Here is a 19530-nt window from a genome sequence, read left to right as displayed (position 1 = left end):
GGATAACATGAAGGCAAATATGCTAAATATCGGCGCGAAAAGTAGCTGGGTACCCGGGTACCGGGAAGATCCCTTTCTTGCTTATAACTTCATCGTGGAAATTGACGGGATCTCCGTGGCCGGATTCTCTGAGGTCTCAGGCCTTAGCGTGGAGACACAGGTGGAGCGCAAAACCTTCGGCGGTGAGAATCATAAGGAATTTGTATTCCTGGGACCGACCAAATACTCGGATTTGACGCTGAAAAACGGGGTCACGAATGATGAATATCTGTGGAACTGGTATCAGAATGTGGTCAATGGGGTCATCCGGCGGCGTAGCGGGTCCATCTGTCTCTTGGATCATTCCGGCACACCCAAGGTGTGGTGGAACTTCATAGAAGCCTGTCCCATCAAATGGGAAGGGCCGGCGTTCAACGCCAGCAGCAGCGCGGTAGCCGTCGAGAGTCTGGTTCTGACTCATAACGGTCTGTACAGGTACCGGTAATGAGCCGGAGCATTCGGAGCACGGCGGCTCCTGCGAATCAGAAGCAGACCGAGTTCATTCAGTCGATTCTGGCAAAATACGGCCTGACCCGTTGGCGGAGAAAGCTGAAGAGCCTGATCCTGCGGCACAATCCGCTATATGCTGCGGAACCGGAGACATTGCAGCGTACGGACATGGTGACCAACCATATCCATCAGTCATTCTATTATCCGGCAGTAACGGGGAAGAACAATCCCGGACCGGCAAGCCGCATCCTGCTCATTACTCAAAGCAGGAGCACGGCTGGACTTAGCGCTCCATCTGCTTCTCCTGGTCAAGCTGAGGAACTACGGAGCGGACTTCATTCAGCAGCAGGACGACTTAACTCCGTACAGGTGCTGGAAGAGAGAGTCTGGCAGCATAGAAACAATCAACATCAGCTAACAACGGAGTATCGCATTCAAAATACAGCGCTTCATCCGGCTGAACCTGTAGCTGCTCATCCAGCCGGAGCAAGACAGGTACAAGTCTCTGCGCCGTCCGGGTCGTCTGTTCTGAAGACGCAGCCTCCAGGCGTTACAACCGAAAGAAGCCAGGGAGACAGGCAGAACAGAGGCGATCTGCCGACTGCTTCTGTCCTTCCAGGGCAGCAGGACAGGATGACAGGCAGACCAGCCCATGCAGTCCATCGTCATGAGCAGCTGGTGCAGGTGATGCAGCTGCTGCGGACCTATGGCCTTAAGCAAGAAGGGGAGACTGGAGCCGATACGCAGCCCTTAGGGCAGCAGGCAAGGCATCCGGTACCGGCACAAGCATTGAAGCATATACGGGAGGCCGTCTCAGGCTCAGCCGGGACCGCTGTGGAAGCACAGCTTAAGACTCCCACCCTCAGCTTCAAGCCCGATAATCTGCTGCTTCCGCATTCCAGCGTAAATACCAGTCTTCAGCTCGGCTTAGGTCAGCAGCTGACGGCAACGCTTGAACAGCTGGAGAGCAGGCAGGAGCTTCTGAGCCCGCTGCTCGCTGCCGTTGGTACGGTTCATCTGAGGCAGCCGATGAAGTCATTGCAGCTGGCGCAGCCGCATATCTTACTGCCGCTTGGGGACACGTCAGGTGTACCAGATGCGGCCAAGCGGACGGCTTCCGCGCGAATGGCCGCAGTCGGAGGCCGGACAGCTCCAAGAGGGCCGGGGCCTGGGGCGCCGGTGGAGGCCAGCCTGATCTACGCTGCGGACCGGACGGAGCTTCCGTCTGCCCCGCAGCGAAGAAGGCCGGGCAGTCCGCTTAGGGGGGATGGCCATGCTTATGAACCGGACCTTCAGCCTGCCGCCAGCCATAGCCGCCTGGTGCTGCGGAAGCCTGAAGCGCCCCGCGCGGCTCTGCCGGAGCCCATGCAGCAGCAGCTGGAGCGTGTGCTGCAGGAACAGGCGGCCCAGGCTCCGGCGCAGACCTTCACCAAGGCCGTTCCGCCGCCGGCCATGAATGCAGCAGAGCTGAATCAGCTGGCTGAGCGGGTATATCAGGTGCTGGAGAAGAGAATGGCCATACGCAAGGATCGGAGGGGGCTAAGATAATGGCGGAGAAAGCGAAGATCATTCCTCTGGATTTGCCCGTGGGTGCCATTGAGGTGATGTTTAACCCCAATGAGTACACCGTTTCTTTTGAAGGCAAATATACCGGGGAGAAGAACAATAAGCAGTTCCAGATTACAGAGACACCGGAGTTCAAGGTCTCCTTGTTCTACGATACCTATGAGCAGCGCAAGGATGTCCGCAAGAAGACCCGGCAGCTGACCTCGCTGCTTGATCCCAAGGTCAGCGGCAAAAGCACGAAAAAACCGCCGGTCTGCATGTTCGTCTGGGGTGGCTTCACCTACCGCGGCCTGCTGAGCAAGATTGAGCAGAAGTTCACGATGTTCATGGATAACGGCACACCTGTCCGCTCGCTGCTGGATGTGACCTTCATTACAGATGAGCCGGACAAGTCGGTGGAGGACAGCCAGGGCCTGAATGCCTGCCGGAAGCTGTGGGTGGTCAAAAGCGGGGACCGGCTCGACCTCATTGCGAATGAGGCGCTGAAGGAGCCGCTGGCCTGGCGCAGAATTGCCGAGCTGAACAGGATCGTCAATCCGGTTGGCTTTCCTGGAAAAAACGATATCGGGAGAACTCTGGTTATCCCGGATTAAGGCGGGGATTGCATGGGCACCAGTGTAGCGAATTACAAAATTGAGCTGAACGGAAGCAAGCTGTCCGCTGAACTGACAGCGGCGGTGGAAGGCGTCACGCTGGAGGATGAGCTTAATCTGCCGGCGGTATTTTCCATCCAGATGAATATGGTGAATGCCGGAAGCGGCATGTGGCGGGGAACGGATCTGACGAGCCTTAAGCCGGGCGACCAGCTGAAGCTCTCCCTTGGACTCGACCAGCCGGAGCCAATGATCAGCGGGGAGATTACCTCGCTGGATCTGAACTTCGCGGAGCATTCGGTGCTGGATATCCGCGGATATGATCTGCTGCACAGGCTGCGTATGGGGACGAGGAGCAAAGCTTTTCTGAAGAAGAAGGATAGTGACATTGCTGCGGAAATCGCCAAGGAGCATGGACTGACCCCTGTGGTAGAGGATACCGGAACGGTGTATCCCTACCTCTTCCAGAATAATCAGAGCAACTACGAATTTCTGCTGGAGCGGGCAGCCCTGCTCGATTATGAGCTGTTCGCGGCAGACAAGAAGCTGCATTTCGTCAAGTCGCGGTCTGTGAAGGCCCCGGTGCTGCCGGAGATGAGCTTCAAGAAGGATTTTGAACGGCTGAATCTGGAACTTAGGGCTCTTACCCGGGGTAGTAAAGTGACGCTTAAGGGCTGGGATGTGAAGGAGAAGAAGGAGCTTGAGGCCATCGCTAAGAGCGGGGAAGAGACGACCAGAATGGGCGGGAAGGAAGGCGGCTTCTCGATCAGCACCGCAGCGGTCGGGGAATCACCGATTGTCATTATGGCCGAGAATCTGCTGGATATGAACGAAGCCAAGGTGCTGGCTGCCGCCGCTTACAACAGCCGTCTGCGCGAATTCATTGCCGGGGAAGGCATGTGCTGGGGGAACCCGAAGCTCCGGGCGGGGCAGACTGTGAAGCTGATGGGTCTGGGCGAGCGCTTCAGCGGCATTTATTACATTGTAGCTACAGTTCACAAGATCGACAGCAAGGGCTATACCACGACGTTCAAGGTGAAGAGGACTGGCCTATGAGTGAAGGACCCGGAATTAGCAATTTTATGGACAGCATCATGAATGAGGGACGGATTTTCGGTGTAATGGTGGGGATTGTCATCAATAATGACTCGGCGAACCATGCGGATAAGCCTGGGCCCGGACGGGTGAAGGTGAAGATCCCGCTGATGGGGATGCCGGAATCCAACTGGGCGCGTATGGCGTCCTGGATGGCCGGAAAGGAGCGGGGAGCCTTTTGCCTGCCGGAGGTGGAGGATGAGGTGCTGGTAGCCTTTGAGAACGGGGATGTCAACCGCCCTTATATCATTGGCTCCTTGTGGAATGGACAAGACCTGCCGCCGGAGACCAACAAAGACGGCAAGAATAATATCCGCCTGTTCAAATCCCGCAGCGGGCATGTTCTGCAGTTCGCCGACACCAAGGGGGAAGAGAGCATCACGCTTACCTCCGCCAAGGGCCACGTAATCAAGCTGGATGACAAGGGCGGTGCGGAGCAGATCCGGATTAGCGACAAATCAGGCAAGAACCGGATCATCCTGGATACCAAGGCGAATAAGGTGTCGGTATCCGCCGGTGCGGATATTGAAATCTCGGCGGGAGGCAAGCTGGCCCTGTCCGCCAAATCCATTGAAATGAAATCATCGGCGGGCACCGCCATCGAAGCCTCGGCCGGGATGGAGGTCAAAGCCGCCGCCAGTATGACGATCAAAGGGGCTACGGTCAACATTAATTAGAGAGGGGGCTTCATTCATGGGTCAACCTGCAGCGAAAAAAGGCGACCGGATTCTGGCGACGGATACACATATCGTGATGCTTCCAGCCGGATCGGCTCTCGTTCCGACACCCTTGCCCCATCCCTTCACGGGAATCCTGGACGGTGCGCTGAGCACGAATGTCAAGATTATGGGGCAGCCGGCAGCCACCATGGATTCTACGGCCACGAATACGCCGGCCCATGTTCCGCAGGGAGGCCCGTTTCAGAAGCCTCCAACCAATAAGGGGACCATCAGCGCCGGAAGCACAACGGTATTTATCAACGGGAAAAAGGCTGCTAGAAACGGTGATCCGGCGCTGACCTGCAATGATCCGGCCGACCTTCCGGCAGGGAAAGTGTCTGCTACGGGAACGGTCTTAATAGGAGGCTGAGAGATGGAAGTTGTAGATTTTTTGGGACGGGGCTGGACGTATCCGCTCGCTGTCCAGCGGGGCAGTCTCCGATCCTCCGGTGGAGAAGACTCCATCCGGGAATCGATCATTCTGATTCTGTCAACGGCCCGCGGCGAGCGGGTCATGCGGCCGGATTTCGGCTGCAGACTGAATGAGCTGGTGTTCTCGCCCAATACCATGAGTACCGCAACCTTGCTGCGAAGCTTCATTGAAGAAGCCTTGCAGAACTGGGAGCCGCGCATTGAAGTGGACGACATTACGGTCACCCCGCGCTCGGACCGCTCCGAGCTTGAGGTGTCTATTGACTATTCGATTAGAGCCAGCAACAGCAAATATAATCTGGTCTATCCATTCTTCCTTGAAAGCGTGGGGAAATAATGCCAAAGCAAATACCTATTATTGATAATCGGGATCAGGAACAGCTGGTTCCCGAGCTACGACGTTTAATCTACCAATACTGCAGCCGGGAATGGACGGATGTGCCGGAGCTTGAGGCAGACAAGAAGGCAGATGCGCTGGTCCATATCTTCACCGGGATGATGGGCAAAGTGATCAGCCGGCTGAATCAGGCGCCTGCGAAGAACTTCACCTCCTTCCTGAATCTGATCGGCATTCATCCTACTCCGCCCCGTGCTGCCAAAGTTCCGCTGCTCTTCCGGCTGAAGCCGGATTCGGGCAGCTATAACACGGTTCCGGCCGGAACCCGGGTATCCGCCCAGCCGGAGCAGGGGGCGGAGGTGGTTTTTGAGACAGACAAGGATCTGACCGTCATTATGGCACAGCCGGTCCGGGCGGTGAGTCTCGATCCGGAGGAGGACCAGTGGAGCAATCAGGATGATCTGCTTGCCGGGGGACCTGCCGGCAGACCTGCCCGGCTGTTCAGGGGCGATTCTACAGTAGTCCACAGATTGTATCTGGGGCATACAGAGCTGTTAGGATTCCAGGAAGCGGGCAGCAGCTTATCGGTCTATTTCAACAAGCCTGATGCAGCTGCGCTGAGCAAGGCCGCGCCGGGGCAGGACAGAACCGGGAATCTACTGAACCATATGGACTGGTTTTGTTTCGATGAAGAAGGGAATTCTGTACAGCTGTATCCTTCCTCGATAGCCGAAGCGGAAGAGGAAGAGAATGCTCTGTGGAGGGCAGTGGTCCGGTTCGACCGGCTGACTGGCGTGCATACGAAGACGCTGGCGGGGTACGGATCGTCCGGGACGCTACGGGAATGGCCGGGCAAATGGATCTTCGCCGAGCTGAAGAAGCCTATAACCACCGGAGTGCTAATGCCAGATATCGAAGATATCCGCCTGGAGCTTAACGTGGTGAGTCCGCAGCCGCTACCGCCGGATGTGACGGTGAATAACGGAAACCTGCTGGATATGGGCAAGGATTATTATCCGCTGGGGGACAAGCCCAGAATCAACGATACGTTCTATATCGCCTGCGGGGAGGCCTTCTCGAAGCCGGGTGCCCGGATTACGCTGAGGGTGGAGCTGTCGGAGCCGGAGATCAGCAAGCAGCCGGACACACCGTATGTGAGACTCGGCTGGGAATACTGGAACGGGCAGGAATGGCTTGCGATCACCAGTCTTGAAGAGAGAGCGGACGAAGGCGGTGCAGCTTATGGCGGTGCTGCCCTCCATTCGGTCAGCAGCCTTACTGCCAGTGGAACGCTAAGCTTCGTCTGTCCGGGTATCCGGCCGCTGACGCTGGGCGGTGAAGAGCAGTACTGGGTCCGGGCCCGCATCACCGGCGGGAACTACGGCGAGGATGCGAAATACGAATATCAGGATGAAGAGGTCAAGCTGGGCGAAGGAAGCATTAATGTAGCCAAGCTCAAGGTGACCCAAGCGACTTATGCGCCGCCTTCCATCCGTAAGCTCAGCATTGCTTACAGCTACACGCTGGAGGCGCACCCGCAGACCGTGCTTACAGAGAATAACTTCAGCTTCGCCGACAGGTCGGCGGCCTGCCGGAACGAAGGCGAGTATTTCAAGCCCTTCTATCCGTGCGCTGAGACGGAGCCGACCTTCTATCTGGGCTTTGACCGTGATATCAGCGATCTGCCCGTGTCGCTCTTCTTTCCGCTAACCGGTGAACAGCTGGGCCGTCCGGTGGTTGCGTGGGAGTATTGGGACGGCAGAAGATGGCTGACGCTCAGCGTGAATGATGAGATCAGAGGCTTCACCCGCAGGGAGATTCTGCAGTTTGCCGTGCCGGGAGATATTGCGAAGCGGCCGCTGTTCGGTACGGAGCAGTACTGGATACGTGCCCGGCTGGATGAAGGCCGGTTCGAGATTGTCCCGCAGGTGGATGCCATTCTCGCTAATGCGGTCTGGGCCCGCAATTCCAATACCGCTGCGGGAGAGCTTCTGGGCTCCAGCAATGGTGAGGAGAATCAGATCGTTCAGTTGTCCAAGATACCCGTGCTGCCCGGCCAGCTTCTTAAGGTCCGGGAAGCCACCGGTCAGGGGGCATGGATACCGTGGGAGGAAGTAGATACATTCTCCGTATCCTCTTCAGATTCAAGGCATTATATGCTGGACAGAAGCACCGGAATGATCATGTTCGGGGATGGACGGAGCGGCATGATTCCGCCTATGGGCACTGACAACATCCTATGTGACTACAAGCATGGCGGCGGGGCTTCCGGGAATGTTGCTGCAGGCTCGGTATCGCGCATATGGGACAGCTACAGCTGGCTGGATTCCGTAACGAATCCGGTGGCGGCGGACGGTGGCTTCGATCAGGAGGAAGCGGAGAAGGCCGAGCTTCGCGGGCCGCATACGCTGAAGAGCTGGAACAGGGGCGTAACCGCTGAGGACATGGAATGGCTGGTGCGTGAAGCGATGCCCCAGATTGCCAAGGTGAAATGTCTCAGTGCTATGAACCGGGAGCTGGAATTTACCCCGGGTAGGGCAACCCTGATCGTGGTACCGGAGACAGACGATCCGAGACCGGTCCCGAGCCAGGAATTGCGCAGTGAGATTGAAGCCTATCTGTGTGAACGGATCTCAGCCCCCCTGAACACCGCCGAGCCGGGGATAGAGGTCATTGGCCCGGACTATGTCCGCACTGCTGTGGAGGCAACCGTAGTCTTTACCTCTCCGGACCAGCGGAAGGTAGCTGAGGGCCGGATCATCGATAACCTGAAGCAGTTCTTTCATCCGCTTAAAGGCGCAGACGGGAACACGGGCTGGGAGCTGGGACAGAACCTGTATGTCTCCGAGGTCTATGCCGTGATTAAGCAGACGCCGGGTGTTGACTATGTATCGGATGTGCTCGTCAAGGCTTCCGTGCAATGCTTCACGCTGAAGCTGGAGCCGCTTGAGAACGGGCCGTATAAGCCCCAGGCCGCCTATCCGAAATACAGCCTGGTGCGCTCTGAGGACAACGCGCTTCAATTTGCCCTTGCTGAGCCGGTGGAGGCCGGGGATGAAGTGAAATCGCTGGTGATCAGAGGATTCAAGGAGAACGGAATCATCACGCTCCGCTACAGATCCCGGAAGCCGGTAGAGCTGATAGTCCTCTCCATCGACGGTGACATGCTCGAATGCCAGACCCTTGATGAAGAACCGCTTGCAGAGAGCTATCCCGAGGGCAGCGATCTGGAATTTGGACTCACGGATGATCTGACGGTCCGGACGTATATCCTCAATAGGCTGGAATCGGGATTGGTAACCTTTGTGGTGAAGACCGCGGTATTCGAGGAGAAGGATATTGTCTTCCTGAGCCGGACGGATGAATACATCAATACCACGCCGCTCAAGATCCGCACCATCGGCAGCGGCAATATTCATCTGGAAGAGGACGAGCTGATCTGCGGCGGGCTGCATCTGGTGAACAAGCCTCAGGAGCATCTTTTTCCATATCTTGTGGATAAGCGTGCTGGCCTGCTGCATGATCTGACCGCAACTACGGCAGCGTGCGGGCTGGAGGATATCCGCATGGAAGAGCGGAGGTATCTGACGGGGCTGTCCGGTATACCGGACACAGTGGCGCGGTGTCCGTATTGTAATGCCTTGGAGCCGTAAGTACAGAAAGGAGGAAGAACCTATGCCGCTTCCAGTATTGAAGCTGGATGATCTTGGCTTTGACCAGCTTGTGGCTGACGCCACTGCGCTGATTCCGCTCTACGATCCGGAATGGACGAACTATAATCCCTCCGATCCCGGCATTACGCTGGTGGAGCTGTTCGCCTATTTCACAGAGATGGTCCTCTACAGGCTTGACCAGGTGACCGATGAGAGCAAGCAGCAATTCCTCAAGCTGCTGGGTATCACCCTGGAGGACGGAGAGGCATTGGCCAGCGGAATATCCCGCGGAGCGAAGCAGTTCTCCGAATGTTATAGGGCTGTGACGGCAGAAGATTACCAGCTGCTGGCGAGGCAGAGCCTGCTGGATATCCCGGGGATTCGGAGCACGTATCCCGACCTTGCGGTCCGAACGCTCTGTCTGATTAATACGGATATGGAGAACGGCACCGGGCGGAATAAAGAAGCCTTCGGGCATGTGTCGGTGGTTCTGGTGCTCCAGACTGCGAATCAGCAGGATCTGCGCAGGGACATGACGGAGATCAAGCAGCAGGTTAAGGCCTTCCTGGAGAAGAGCAAGCTGCTGACGACCCGTGTCCATGTCGTTGAGCCTGATTACCGGGACGTTGTGATCGAAATGACGGTTGCCGCCGGGAATCAGAGCATCGGGAGTATCGTGAACGATAGTATTGTACAGTTCCTGGACCCGGTTAACGGGGGAGAGCACGGACAGGGCTGGCTTCCGGGGAGGAAGCTGTACGCCTCGGATCTGTATCATCTGGTAGAGGGAATCGCCGGCATTGATCATGTCACCAGCGTGACTCTGGACTCGCCCGACCTGCTGCCATTCCAGTTATTTAAGCTGAAGGACCTGAAGATTGAGGTGGAAGCATGAGCAAGACAGACGGGTACAGTTATGTGGAGTATCTCCCCCGGGTGTTCCAGCAGAAATCGGGGGAGTCCGATGAACAGTTTTTTCTGGGACGGTTCCTGAAGGCCTTCGAAGCCATGCTCTCCGGCAATACGGGGACGGCAGGCGCGGAATCTGTGGGAATGGAGGCCTTGCTGGATGGATTGCATCAATACTTCGATCCGCAGACGGCTCCCTCACAGTTTCTGCCCTGGCTTGCAGGCTGGGTGGGCCTCCAGTTGGCCGGAGGCGTAGAGTATGACGGTGAGGAGGATAACCTGGAGCGCACGCTTGCCCCTACGCAAATTCTTCCGCTTGCGGACACACGCAGCACCGTTAACCGCAAGCTGATCAGCAGCATCGTCCAGCTCTACAAGAAACGCGGAACCCTCGGCGGTCTGGCCGAATATTTGCAGGTTCACGCCGGTGAAGAGGCGGCCATCCGTATCTATAGCTACGAGGAGCCTGTCCGTCTCGGTAATGGCCGGCGTATAGGCATCAATACGATGGTTGGGGCGGCCGAGCCGAGCTACTTCTCCGTCCATATCATCCTCCCGGCGTACAGCCGGAGCCTGCTGCAGCAGAAGGTGCGGAATCTGCAGGAGGTGATCCGGAAGGAGCGGCCCTTTTACACCAATTCCAGCTTGAATATTGAAGTCCCGTCTATGCGTCTGGGGGTCTATGGGCGTGTGGGGATGGAGACCTTAGTCGGGGGTATGACAGAGCAATAGAGATTATAGACCGGGAGGCAAGCGAATCATGGGAAAAGAATTAAGAAGAATGAGCTACTTTGACGGGCTCTTCCTGAACGCTGAGGATTATAAGCTCGATCAGGAGTTTCACCTGCGCCTGCAGCGTCTGCATAACCGTTATCTGCATACCTGGGGAATTGTCTGCGGGCTCAAGGTACTGCCCTCGGCGAAGCCGGGGGAATCCATGAAAGTGAGTATTGCGGAGGGGCTTGCCCTGAATCTGGTGCTGGTCAAGAACGGTGACAAGTATGAGAGCATCAGCCAGGAAATCCTGATCTATGAAGGGCATCCGGATAATCCGGTCAACCTCTCCGAGTATAACGCCAATGAGAATATCTACATCTGGGTCAGCTACGAAGAGGTGGGGGCCGAACGCAGCATTGAGCGTGGTCAAGGGGAACAGATCCATATCTGGGAACGGGGAAAAATCAGTCACGGAACCACTAAGCCTGAGGGTACCGATACGATCCTTCTGGCCCGGGTGGTTCCCCGCACAGAAGGGGCAGGCATTACCATCGACAGTACATGTATTTACGATTACGACAGTGATGCGGCCCGGACGCCCTTAAGAACCTATGCCGGTGCCGCTGGCAAGAAGCTGGTCACGGAGAAGCTGGTGATCCCGGTTCAGAGTGAAGACAGCATGGACAGCGCGGGGCTGAGTGAAGCCGTTCTGGCAGCGATGCCGTCTATGACTACACTTCAGGCCGGTAAAGTGCTGGAGATCAGAGCTCCCGAGACCCGCTTCACCGGGGCTATGAGTGTGGCCGGAGCGCTGACAATTGAGGGCGAGCTGATTCTGAAGAGCAAGGACAAGGCCCAGAGCGAGATGCGGATTATGAACAGCTTCGTTGAGGTGAACAGCCCCAACACGGATGATCCGAACTATGTATTCCCCGGTGCGCGTGATGGCGGCCTGGAAGTATACCGGGGCGACGGGGGCAAGCATGATGCACGGATTGTCTGGGTGGAGGAGGATAAATGCTTCAAGGCCGGGCTCGGCAACGATCTTAAGACCATTGCCTACGGCAATGAGTGGGACAGCCTGATCAAATCTGAATTCGCTGATCTGCTGCATCGGCACAGTAAGCTGTCTTCATCAGCAGGCCAAAGCTTCGGCTTCACCGGGGCGGGCAAGCTGTACAGTGATGCTGATCTTGCCCTGCAGGACGACAGAATCCTGCTGCTGAAAGGAACGAACCCGGACACGGTTGACCATTCGCATGGTCTGGGCTGGTTCGGAGCCGGGAAACCCTTCGCTGCGGCAGAGGTGGATGGTCCGGTAGTATTCGGCGGCAGCGGCGGGGCCCTCGGAACCCGGACGGTTAACGCCGACGGCTCCCGCACAGACAAGCAGGCGCTCTCCTGGAATAAGAACGGCTATGTCGGCATCGGCCCGCAGAAGGTACTGGAGGATTCGCTGGATGTCGAGGGCAGCGTACGCCTGCTCAGCGGCCGGAACCCGCTCCGCTTCACCTCCGCCTGGACGGGCTTTCCCGACAAGCAGATGAACGGTGCGGAGATCTGTAACGATACTACAGATTACAAGGCGCTGATGATTGTCGGCAACAACTCTGCCGGGCAGAAGCGAAAGGTCGCCATCTGGGACCGGCTGGATGTGAACGGATTTCTGTATGTGAACGGGACAATGCAGGCCTCCCAGGAGATTATTCCAAGCACGGGGAACGGGGCGCACAGCGGTATTATATTCCCGGCCAATCCGGGCGGAGGCGGGTCGGATCAGGCGTGGATTAAGTACTATCCCCGTACAGGTGAGGATTGCACGCTGGAGATCGGCACCTCCAATGACAGGAGTGATCATATCTCCCTGATCGCCTCCGGCAATGTGGGCATCGGAACGCTGGAGCCAGCCGATAAGCTGGATGTGGCCGGGGAGCTGCGTATCCTGAGCGGCCAGAATCCGGTCCGCTTCACCTCTGGCTGGACAGGCTTCACAGGTCAATCGCCCAACCATGCCGAGATCAGTAACGATACTACGAACTACAATTCATTGATGATCGCGGGAAACGGGAAATCAGGAGTCCGCAGAGTCTCTATCTGGGATAACCTGGATGTGAATGGCTCCTTGCAGGTGAAGGGGGGCGCCTATATTGGCGGCGACCTTGAGATCAAAGGCAGTATCAAGACAGAGGTATTCAACTTCGCCGGCAAATTCAAAAAGCTGGATGTGGCTGAGGAATTCGCCGCCGTTGTACGCTGCGCTGATTTCTACATCGGTTATCCCGGACGCCGTGGGGCTCCCGGCCGGGCGCTGGTCGACAATGGCAGCCATCTGGTGCTCAACTACGGCAACGACTGGTCCTATGCTTCTGTCCACAGCAGCCTGGAAGTGAGAAATGCCCTGATCCCCAGCGCAGGCAGCGGCAACAACGGGATTATCTTCCCGTCCGATCCCGGCGGCGGCAGCGGCGACTCGGCCTGGATCAAGTACTATCCGACCAGCGGGGAGAACTGCGTGCTGGACATCGGAGTTTCAAATGATGCCGGCGACCGCATCTATCTTCATGCCAGCGGCGGGGTCTATGCCAACGGCAGCATGTACTGGTGGTCTTCGCGCGAGCTGAAGGACAATATTGCCGACATTCCGGTCAAGGAAGCGAAGCAACTGCTGGACGGGCTGAACCCGGTCTCTTTTAAATACAAAGGAGGCACCAAGCCGAAGACCCTCGGCTTCATTGCGGAGGAAGTACCGGCCGTTCTGGCCGATCCGGAGCAGCGGGCGATCAGCGGGATGGATATCATTGCTGTGCTGACCAGCGTGATGAAGGATCAGCAGAAAGCGATCACAAGAATGCAAAAACAAATCGACACCCTGCAGGGTGCCTAAACCTTAGGAGGATGAACTCATGAAAGAACAATTAGAAGCACGCATGAACGAACTGAAGGCAGAGCTTGAAACCGGGCGGCAGATGATCCAGGAGCTGGACGAGAAGCGTACCAATCTGGGATATACCTTAACACGCATCAGCGGGGCCATTCAGGTGCTGGAGGAGCTGGCTGCCGCAGAAGAGGAGTCCGTTCAGGCCTAAGCAAGCTGTAACTATGAAGAGCCGGGAGGAGTGGGATTGTGCCAAAGGATATGAAACGCATGAATTATTTCAACGGGCTGCTGCTGAAGGAAGAGGATCTGACGCTGGATCAGAATTACCATAAGCGTGTGCGGCAGCTGCACAACCGTCATTTTCATGATTGGGGAGTCGTGGATGGTCTTAAGGTCACCATGCGGGACGGGATAACCGTTGAGATCGCTCCGGGCTTTGCCCTCAACCGTGTCACCGACCCGGAGCACAATGAGGAGATCAGCCAGGAAATTATGGTCAGTGACGCTCACCCGGATCGGGTGATTAATCTCTCCGGGTACAGCACTTCGGATCAGATCTATATTTCTATCAGCTATAAGGAAAAGCTGACGGATACAGATCTGCTCAAGGGCGGAGGCAACCCCATCCATGTGCTGGAGCAGGCGAACATTGATATAAGCTCCCGAAAGCCCGCAGATGTACACCAGAATATCCTGCTAGCCCGTGTGAATCTGAAGCATTCCCAGGACGGGTCCTTAACGATCGGCGGGATCTATGAGACGGATGTAGACGGGTCTCAGCTGGTGACCAGGGCGGCAGGCGGGACGGTGCTTAAGGCAGATCAGATCATCATCGGCAAAGAGAAGAAGCCTGAGACGCCCTTCCTTAGCAATTCGGAGGAACTGGACGGTGAGGCAGGGAGCCGGCTCAATGTTCACGCTGTGCTGACTGAGTTCACTGGCGATATCAAGGCGGGAGCCATCAGCACTTATGGAGCGGTGGATATAGACGGCACGCTATCAGTAACCTCGGGCAGCGCAGCGGTGTTCAAGGTGAATGAGTCCGGCGATCTGGAGGTCTCCGGCGCGTCCACTATGGAGGGGCCCCTCTCCGCGAAGCAAGGGATTGAAGTCAGCGGAGGAATGGCGGTGCTGGACGTTCCGCAGGTTATCATCGGCGGAAGCAAGGTTACCCTGAATCAGAATGCCGCTGAAGAAGACCGGATGGGCCTTGAGATCCTGCGCAAGGATCATTCCAGTGCCAAGCTGCAATGGGATGAGAAGAATGAGAGCTGGATGATCGGAACCGAAGCGCTGGAGGGTGACAAGGCCAGCGGCATGTTCAAGGTTGCTTACGGCGCAGACTGGGAGCAGCTGCATCACGGCGCGAATGCGGACAGCTTGCATAGCCACAGCCAGCTGAATGCTGCGGACGGCAAGCCGGCACTACGTACGGACGATTCAGGTACGGTCCTGGTTGACCGGGGGATGAGTGTATCCGGTACACTTGTATCCCGGCAGGATGGCTTGGAGGTCTTCCGGGGAGCCACGCTGCCCAATGCCAAGATTGCCTGGAATGAAGCCGCGAAATCCTGGCAGACCGGCACTGCCAATGGGGATATGACCAATATTCCTGACGGGAAGCAGTGGGAAGAGCTGACCGGCGGCAACCGGAACGCAGATGCTCTGCATACCCACAGGCAGTTCCATAACGAAGACAAGAGCCTGCTTGCGCTGGAGATTGGTGCCGACGGCAATGTGAATATCCCCCATGAGCTGATGGTCGGCGAGACCCTGACCGTGAACAAGCTGATCGTCCGGGAAGAAGAGGTGGTGATCCGGAAGGTCGAGCAGGAGGTGGCGGACAGCTTCCTGACGGTCAATAAGGCGGAAGATCACACAGCTCTTGGCAACAAGGGAGGGCTTGATGTCTACCGGGGCAGCCAGCTTCCGGCAGCGCGCATGGAGTGGAACGAAGCAGAACGCAAGTGGAAAATCGGGCTTGAAGGCAGTATGTCCGACATTCCCTACGGGAACAAATGGGACTCGCTGATCAGCGGGTCTGTGGCGGATGCTTCCCACAAGCACAGCACACTGAGCACACCGTCCGGCGGAACGATTCTGTCGGCTGACGGGCAGGGAAAGCTGTCGGCATCCGGGAATCTGGAGCTCGGCGGTACCTTGCTAGCCAAGGGCAGTACAACGCTGAAGTCCGATCTGAGTGTCGGAGGCTCGGCCACGATTGAAGGCAATTTGACGGTCAAGGGCACCACTACCTTCGTCAAAAAGGAAGATCTGGTGGTAGTCAGCAACCGGATTGAGCTCAATAAATTCGAGGGGAACAGCTCCTCCCTGAAGCAAAGCAGCATTGAGGTCTACCGGGGCAAGCTGAACCCGAGCGCCAAGCTGCTCTGGGACGAGACGGATGGCAGATGGAAGCTGGGACTGGGCGACGAGCTGTCCAATATTGCCTACGGGAGCAATTGGGACGCATTGACCGGAGGGGTCAGCTCGGATGCCGATGGCCTGCACCGGCACAATTCCCTGAGCGATAGCGCGGGCAACACAGCTGTCCAGGTTACTGCAGATGGTGATATTGAAATGATCAATGATGCTGAGGTGCAGGGCTCCCTGACCGTCAATAACGGGGCGGAGGTCAGCGGAGGTCTGGCGGTTCAGGGCCTGGTTAAGGTAGATGGCAACCTGATCGTCAAAGGCACCACGACAACGCTTAACCGTGAAGATCTGGTCGTCACTAATAACGTCATTGAGATCAACAAATTCGCAGGAGATACCCCGCCAGCCACTGAGAGCGGCATTGAAGTGTTTCGGGGAGAAGCGCAGCCGCCTGCCAGAATGTTCTGGAACGAAAGCGAGCGGAAGTGGAAGGTGGGTATCGGGAATTCTCTGGAGAATGTCGCCAGCGGCAGCTCCTGGGACAAGCTGACACAGATGGCGAGTGCAGATGCTCTGCATCTCCATAGTCAGCTGTACAACCCGAAGAGCGACATCCTGGCACTCAGTGCCAGCGCCGAAGGGGATGTGAATGTTCACCATGACCTGACGGTGGGCGGTCATCTGACGGTAGCCGGAGATCTGGAAATCCGGGGAGCCTCCGCCAGAATCGCCTCAGATCAGCTGGACATCGGCAGTCCCTGGATTACTGTCAACAAGGATGCCGGTACGGTCAAGTCGCTTGCAGGTGGCGGACTTGAGGTCTATCGCGGCGCGGATGAGAATCCGGCTAAGCTTGCCTGGGATGAGGTCAAGTCCCAGTGGCAGCTTGCAACACCTACAGACAGTGCGGCATTGGTAGTGGATACATCAGGCAATGTCCAGGCCTCCGGCGCAGTGAAGGCTGCGGGTGCCGCGATTACAGGAGCAGTGACTGCCGCCAGCGCGGCAATTGCCGGAACAGTGACGGTTGGAGACGGCATCGAGGTGCAGCAGGGAACCGAGACCAACGCGCAGATCAAGTGGGCCAAGGACCGCTGGAAGCTGGGTACTGCCGGCAGAACGGTACTCAGCCTGACCCGCAGCGGCAAGATGGGAGTGGGTACGGATAATCCTACCGAGGTGCTGGATGTGGCAGGCAAGGCGGTCTTCCGGACAGAGACAGAGGTCTCTGGAGCGGCTTCCTTCTCAGGTAAGCTGACCGCTCATAGTGATGCTGTATTTGAAGGGTCAGCTTCTTTTAACAAAGGGATTGATGCAGCTGGTGCTGTGATTAGTAAGGATGCAGTTATCTCCGGGAATGTTACTGCCGGAGGGTTTGAAGCTCCGCGCGGTTTGAACAAAGACGGAATTCTTCAGCCGAATGCCCGGATCTACTGGAATAATGAGCAGAATGCCTGGTTCTATGGCGATGGGGTCACCTTCTCTGAATTCGGAACAGGGAAGGGCGGCCAGAACAAGCTGTTCAATTCGCTCGGTAACACGATCGCCCTGTTCTCGGATGCGAAGGGGTATGTCGGCATCGGAACCACGGTTCCGCTGGCGCTGCTGGATGTTAGAGCAACTGGCGGAGACAGCTTGTTCAGTGTTACCAAAAACGGAGAGGTCGGCATCGGAACCTTAAGCCCTGACCCTAAGTCCAAGCTCGATGTTCAAGGGAATGCAGTAATCCGCGGGGAGCTTAGCGCAGTCAGCGCCGCCATATCCAAAGATCTGACCGTGAACGGCAATCTGACGGTAAATGGCGACATTGTGACGATCAATGCGGCTACCCTTGAGGTAGAAGACAACATCATAAGAGTCAACAAATATGCTCCTCAGAGCACCCCGATTGTCCAAAATGCCGGTCTAGAGGTATTCCGCGGCGGGACCGTTCTTCCAGCCCAGCTTCTATGGGATGAGACCGCCGATGAGTGGCTGGCCGGAGTCTCGAATACCCTGAAGGCTATTGAGTTCAAGGGCCATACCCACCCCGAGTATGCTTCACTGTCGGGGGCCATCACTGTTGACGAAGGCAATGTCGGGATTGGCACGGATGCCCGGGCTGCTAAGCTGGAGGTCAAAGGGAATGCCGTTGTCAGCGGATCATTGACGGTTACAGAGGCTTCGCTAAGCGGCGGCTTGGCAGCAGCAAGTGCAAAGATCAGCGGCCTGGCTGCACTTAAGGATGTCACGGTCAGCGGAGGCTTCACTGCACAGGACGCCACCGTCACCGGAAGTCTTACGCTAGGCCATGGGATTGCAGTGGACAGGGGGACGGATCAGAAGGCACAGCTGCTCTGGGATGAAGCCCAGGATGTCTGGACGGCGGGTATTGTAGGAAGCATGAAGCAGCTCTCTTACAGCGGCCATACACACGAGGAGCTGTCGGAGCTGACCGGAGTGCTGAAGATCGCCTCCGGAAATGTCGGAATCGGCACCGCAGCGCCAACGGCCAAGCTTGAGGTGAACGGCAATGCGGCTGTGTCCGGCCGCATAACCGTTGCTGACGCGACAGTCAGCGGAACGTTAACGTCTAAGCGCGCCAACGTCAGCGGCGTATTAACGGCTACGGATGCCGAGGTAAGCGGAACGTTCTCCGCGAAGGACGCTGCAGTTACGGGCAGCCTGACTCTTAGCCAGGGGATCGATGTGGGCAGGGGCACAGGCGCCAAGGCGCAGATCGTATGGAACGAAGCACTGGCTGAATGGCAGCTGGGACTTGCGGGCAGCCTGAAGCAGCTCGCTTACAGCGGTCATACGCATCAGGAGCTTACGGATCTGAACGCTGTGGTGAAGGTGGCTTCCGGTAATATCGGGATAGGCACCGCCGCACCAGCCGCCAAGCTGGATGTGAACGGCAATGCCCTAGTATCCGGGAAGTTAACGGTCACTGACGCCGTTGTGAACGGTTCGTTAACCGCTAAGGACGCAATGCTGAGTGGCACAGCCGAGGTGAAGGAGGCTACGGTTAGCGGAACGTTGAATGCAAAGAAAGCTGTAATCAACACCTTATTAACGGCTGCAGATGCCGAAGTGACTGGATCGTTCACTGCTAAGGACGTCACAGTCAGCGGCGCGCTGTCAGTGAAGGACCTGACCCTCAGCGATACACTGACCGTGAAGGATGCCAAGATCAGCGGCAGCCTGGTAATCACCCAAGGCATTGAGGTTGCCCGTGGCAAGGATAAGAACGCACGGATTCTCTGGGATACTGCGGCTAATGTATGGCAGGCGGGCATTGAGGGGAGTATGCTGAATCTGGTCACCCAGGATTCCGTCTATGATGAGCTGGTCCAGGTTGCAGGTGCATTAACGGTAGATTCCAGCAGCAATATCGGAATTGGAAAAGCTCCGGCCGATGATTACAAGCTGGATGTGGACGGCAATGTGAGGGCAACGAACTTCGCGCAGACCTCCTCCCGGACCTACAAGGAGAACATCGCCAGCCTGCCGGTGAAGAAGGCGCTGGAGCTGCTGAACAAGCTGAAGCCGGTGACCTTCAACTACAAGACAGAGAACGGCAAGAAGCAGAACATCGGCTTCATTGCCGAGGATGTGCCGCAGATTTTCTCCACTGCCGATCATAAGTCTGTAGTGCTGATGGACATCATCGGCGTACTGACCACGGTAGTCCAGAAGCAGCAGAAGGAAGCTCAAGACATGCGCAAGCAGGTCAATGAACTTAAGGTTCAGGTCACGGCCTTGGCAGGCGCTTAATTGCAATAAA

Annotated in this window: 13 protein-coding genes; all 13 read left to right on the top strand. The window is 56.9% G+C overall.

The genetic code is table 11. From position 1 onward, the window contains the following. Window positions 1-7: 7 nt before the first annotated feature. The 13 genes from NST26_RS19615 to NST26_RS19555 are packed head-to-tail and all read left to right on the top strand — an operon-like array spanning window position 8 to window position 19520. Window positions 8-484, top strand: coding sequence for a phage tail protein (locus tag NST26_RS19615; RefSeq protein ID WP_036733355.1), 477 nt, complete (start codon window positions 8-10; stop codon window positions 482-484). Continuing rightward, the gene (locus tag NST26_RS19610; protein WP_340951942.1) at window positions 484-2037 is read left to right on the top strand and encodes a hypothetical protein; all 1554 of its coding nucleotides are present in this window, start codon (window positions 484-486) and stop codon (window positions 2035-2037) included. Before NST26_RS19615 ends, NST26_RS19610 begins: the two co-directional genes overlap by 1 nt. Beyond that, complete coding sequence (locus NST26_RS19605) at window positions 2037-2648, top strand: CIS tube protein (protein WP_036733360.1); 612 nt, start codon at window positions 2037-2039, stop codon at window positions 2646-2648. The genes NST26_RS19610 and NST26_RS19605 overlap by 1 nt, the downstream gene beginning before the upstream one ends. A gap of 12 nt (window positions 2649-2660) precedes the next feature. Then, a complete protein-coding gene (locus NST26_RS19600) occupies window positions 2661-3704 on the top strand; it encodes a phage late control D family protein (protein WP_340951945.1) in 1044 nt (347 codons plus the stop codon). Continuing rightward, window positions 3701-4420 (top strand): phage baseplate assembly protein V, encoded by a 720-nt coding sequence (locus tag NST26_RS19595; RefSeq protein ID WP_209992563.1) that lies wholly within the window; start codon window positions 3701-3703, stop codon window positions 4418-4420. Before NST26_RS19600 ends, NST26_RS19595 begins: the two co-directional genes overlap by 4 nt. 16 nt (window positions 4421-4436) lie before the next feature. Next, window positions 4437-4832 (top strand): PAAR domain-containing protein, encoded by a 396-nt coding sequence (locus tag NST26_RS19590; protein WP_076083201.1) that lies wholly within the window; start codon window positions 4437-4439, stop codon window positions 4830-4832. Between the two features lie 3 nt (window positions 4833-4835). Then, on the top strand, window positions 4836-5231 hold the full coding sequence (locus tag NST26_RS19585; RefSeq protein ID WP_036733369.1) for a GPW/gp25 family protein: 396 nt from the start codon (window positions 4836-4838) through the stop codon (window positions 5229-5231). Further along, window positions 5231-8884, top strand: a complete 3654-nt coding sequence (locus NST26_RS19580) for a putative baseplate assembly protein (RefSeq protein WP_340951950.1) — start codon at window positions 5231-5233, stop codon at window positions 8882-8884. Before NST26_RS19585 ends, NST26_RS19580 begins: the two co-directional genes overlap by 1 nt. Window positions 8885-8906: 22 nt before the next feature. Then, entirely contained in the window at window positions 8907-9779 is an 873-nt protein-coding gene (locus NST26_RS19575) for a hypothetical protein (RefSeq protein ID WP_340951953.1), read from the top strand. Then, complete coding sequence (locus tag NST26_RS19570; protein WP_340951955.1) at window positions 9776-10525, top strand: phage tail protein; 750 nt, start codon at window positions 9776-9778, stop codon at window positions 10523-10525. Before NST26_RS19575 ends, NST26_RS19570 begins: the two co-directional genes overlap by 4 nt. A 28-nt stretch (window positions 10526-10553) precedes the next feature. Beyond that, window positions 10554-13394, top strand: a complete 2841-nt coding sequence (locus NST26_RS19565; RefSeq protein ID WP_340951957.1) for a tail fiber domain-containing protein — start codon at window positions 10554-10556, stop codon at window positions 13392-13394. A 19-nt stretch (window positions 13395-13413) separates the two neighbouring features. Next, window positions 13414-13596, top strand: coding sequence for a hypothetical protein (locus NST26_RS19560; protein ID WP_036733381.1), 183 nt, complete (start codon window positions 13414-13416; stop codon window positions 13594-13596). Window positions 13597-13634: 38 nt separating this feature from the next. After that, window positions 13635-19520 carry a tail fiber domain-containing protein gene (locus NST26_RS19555; RefSeq protein ID WP_340951965.1) on the top strand — a complete coding sequence of 1962 codons (5886 nt, stop codon included), beginning with the start codon at window positions 13635-13637 and terminating at the stop codon, window positions 19518-19520. The last annotated feature ends 10 nt before the right edge of the window (window positions 19521-19530 follow it).

The sequence above is a fragment of the Paenibacillus sp. FSL R7-0128 genome (assembly GCF_038002245.1).
Classification (GTDB): Bacteria; Bacillota; Bacilli; order Paenibacillales; family Paenibacillaceae; genus Paenibacillus_AQ; species Paenibacillus_AQ silagei.
The sequence above is the reverse complement of the archived record's forward strand: the minus strand, read 5'-3'. Positions and strand labels throughout refer to the sequence as shown.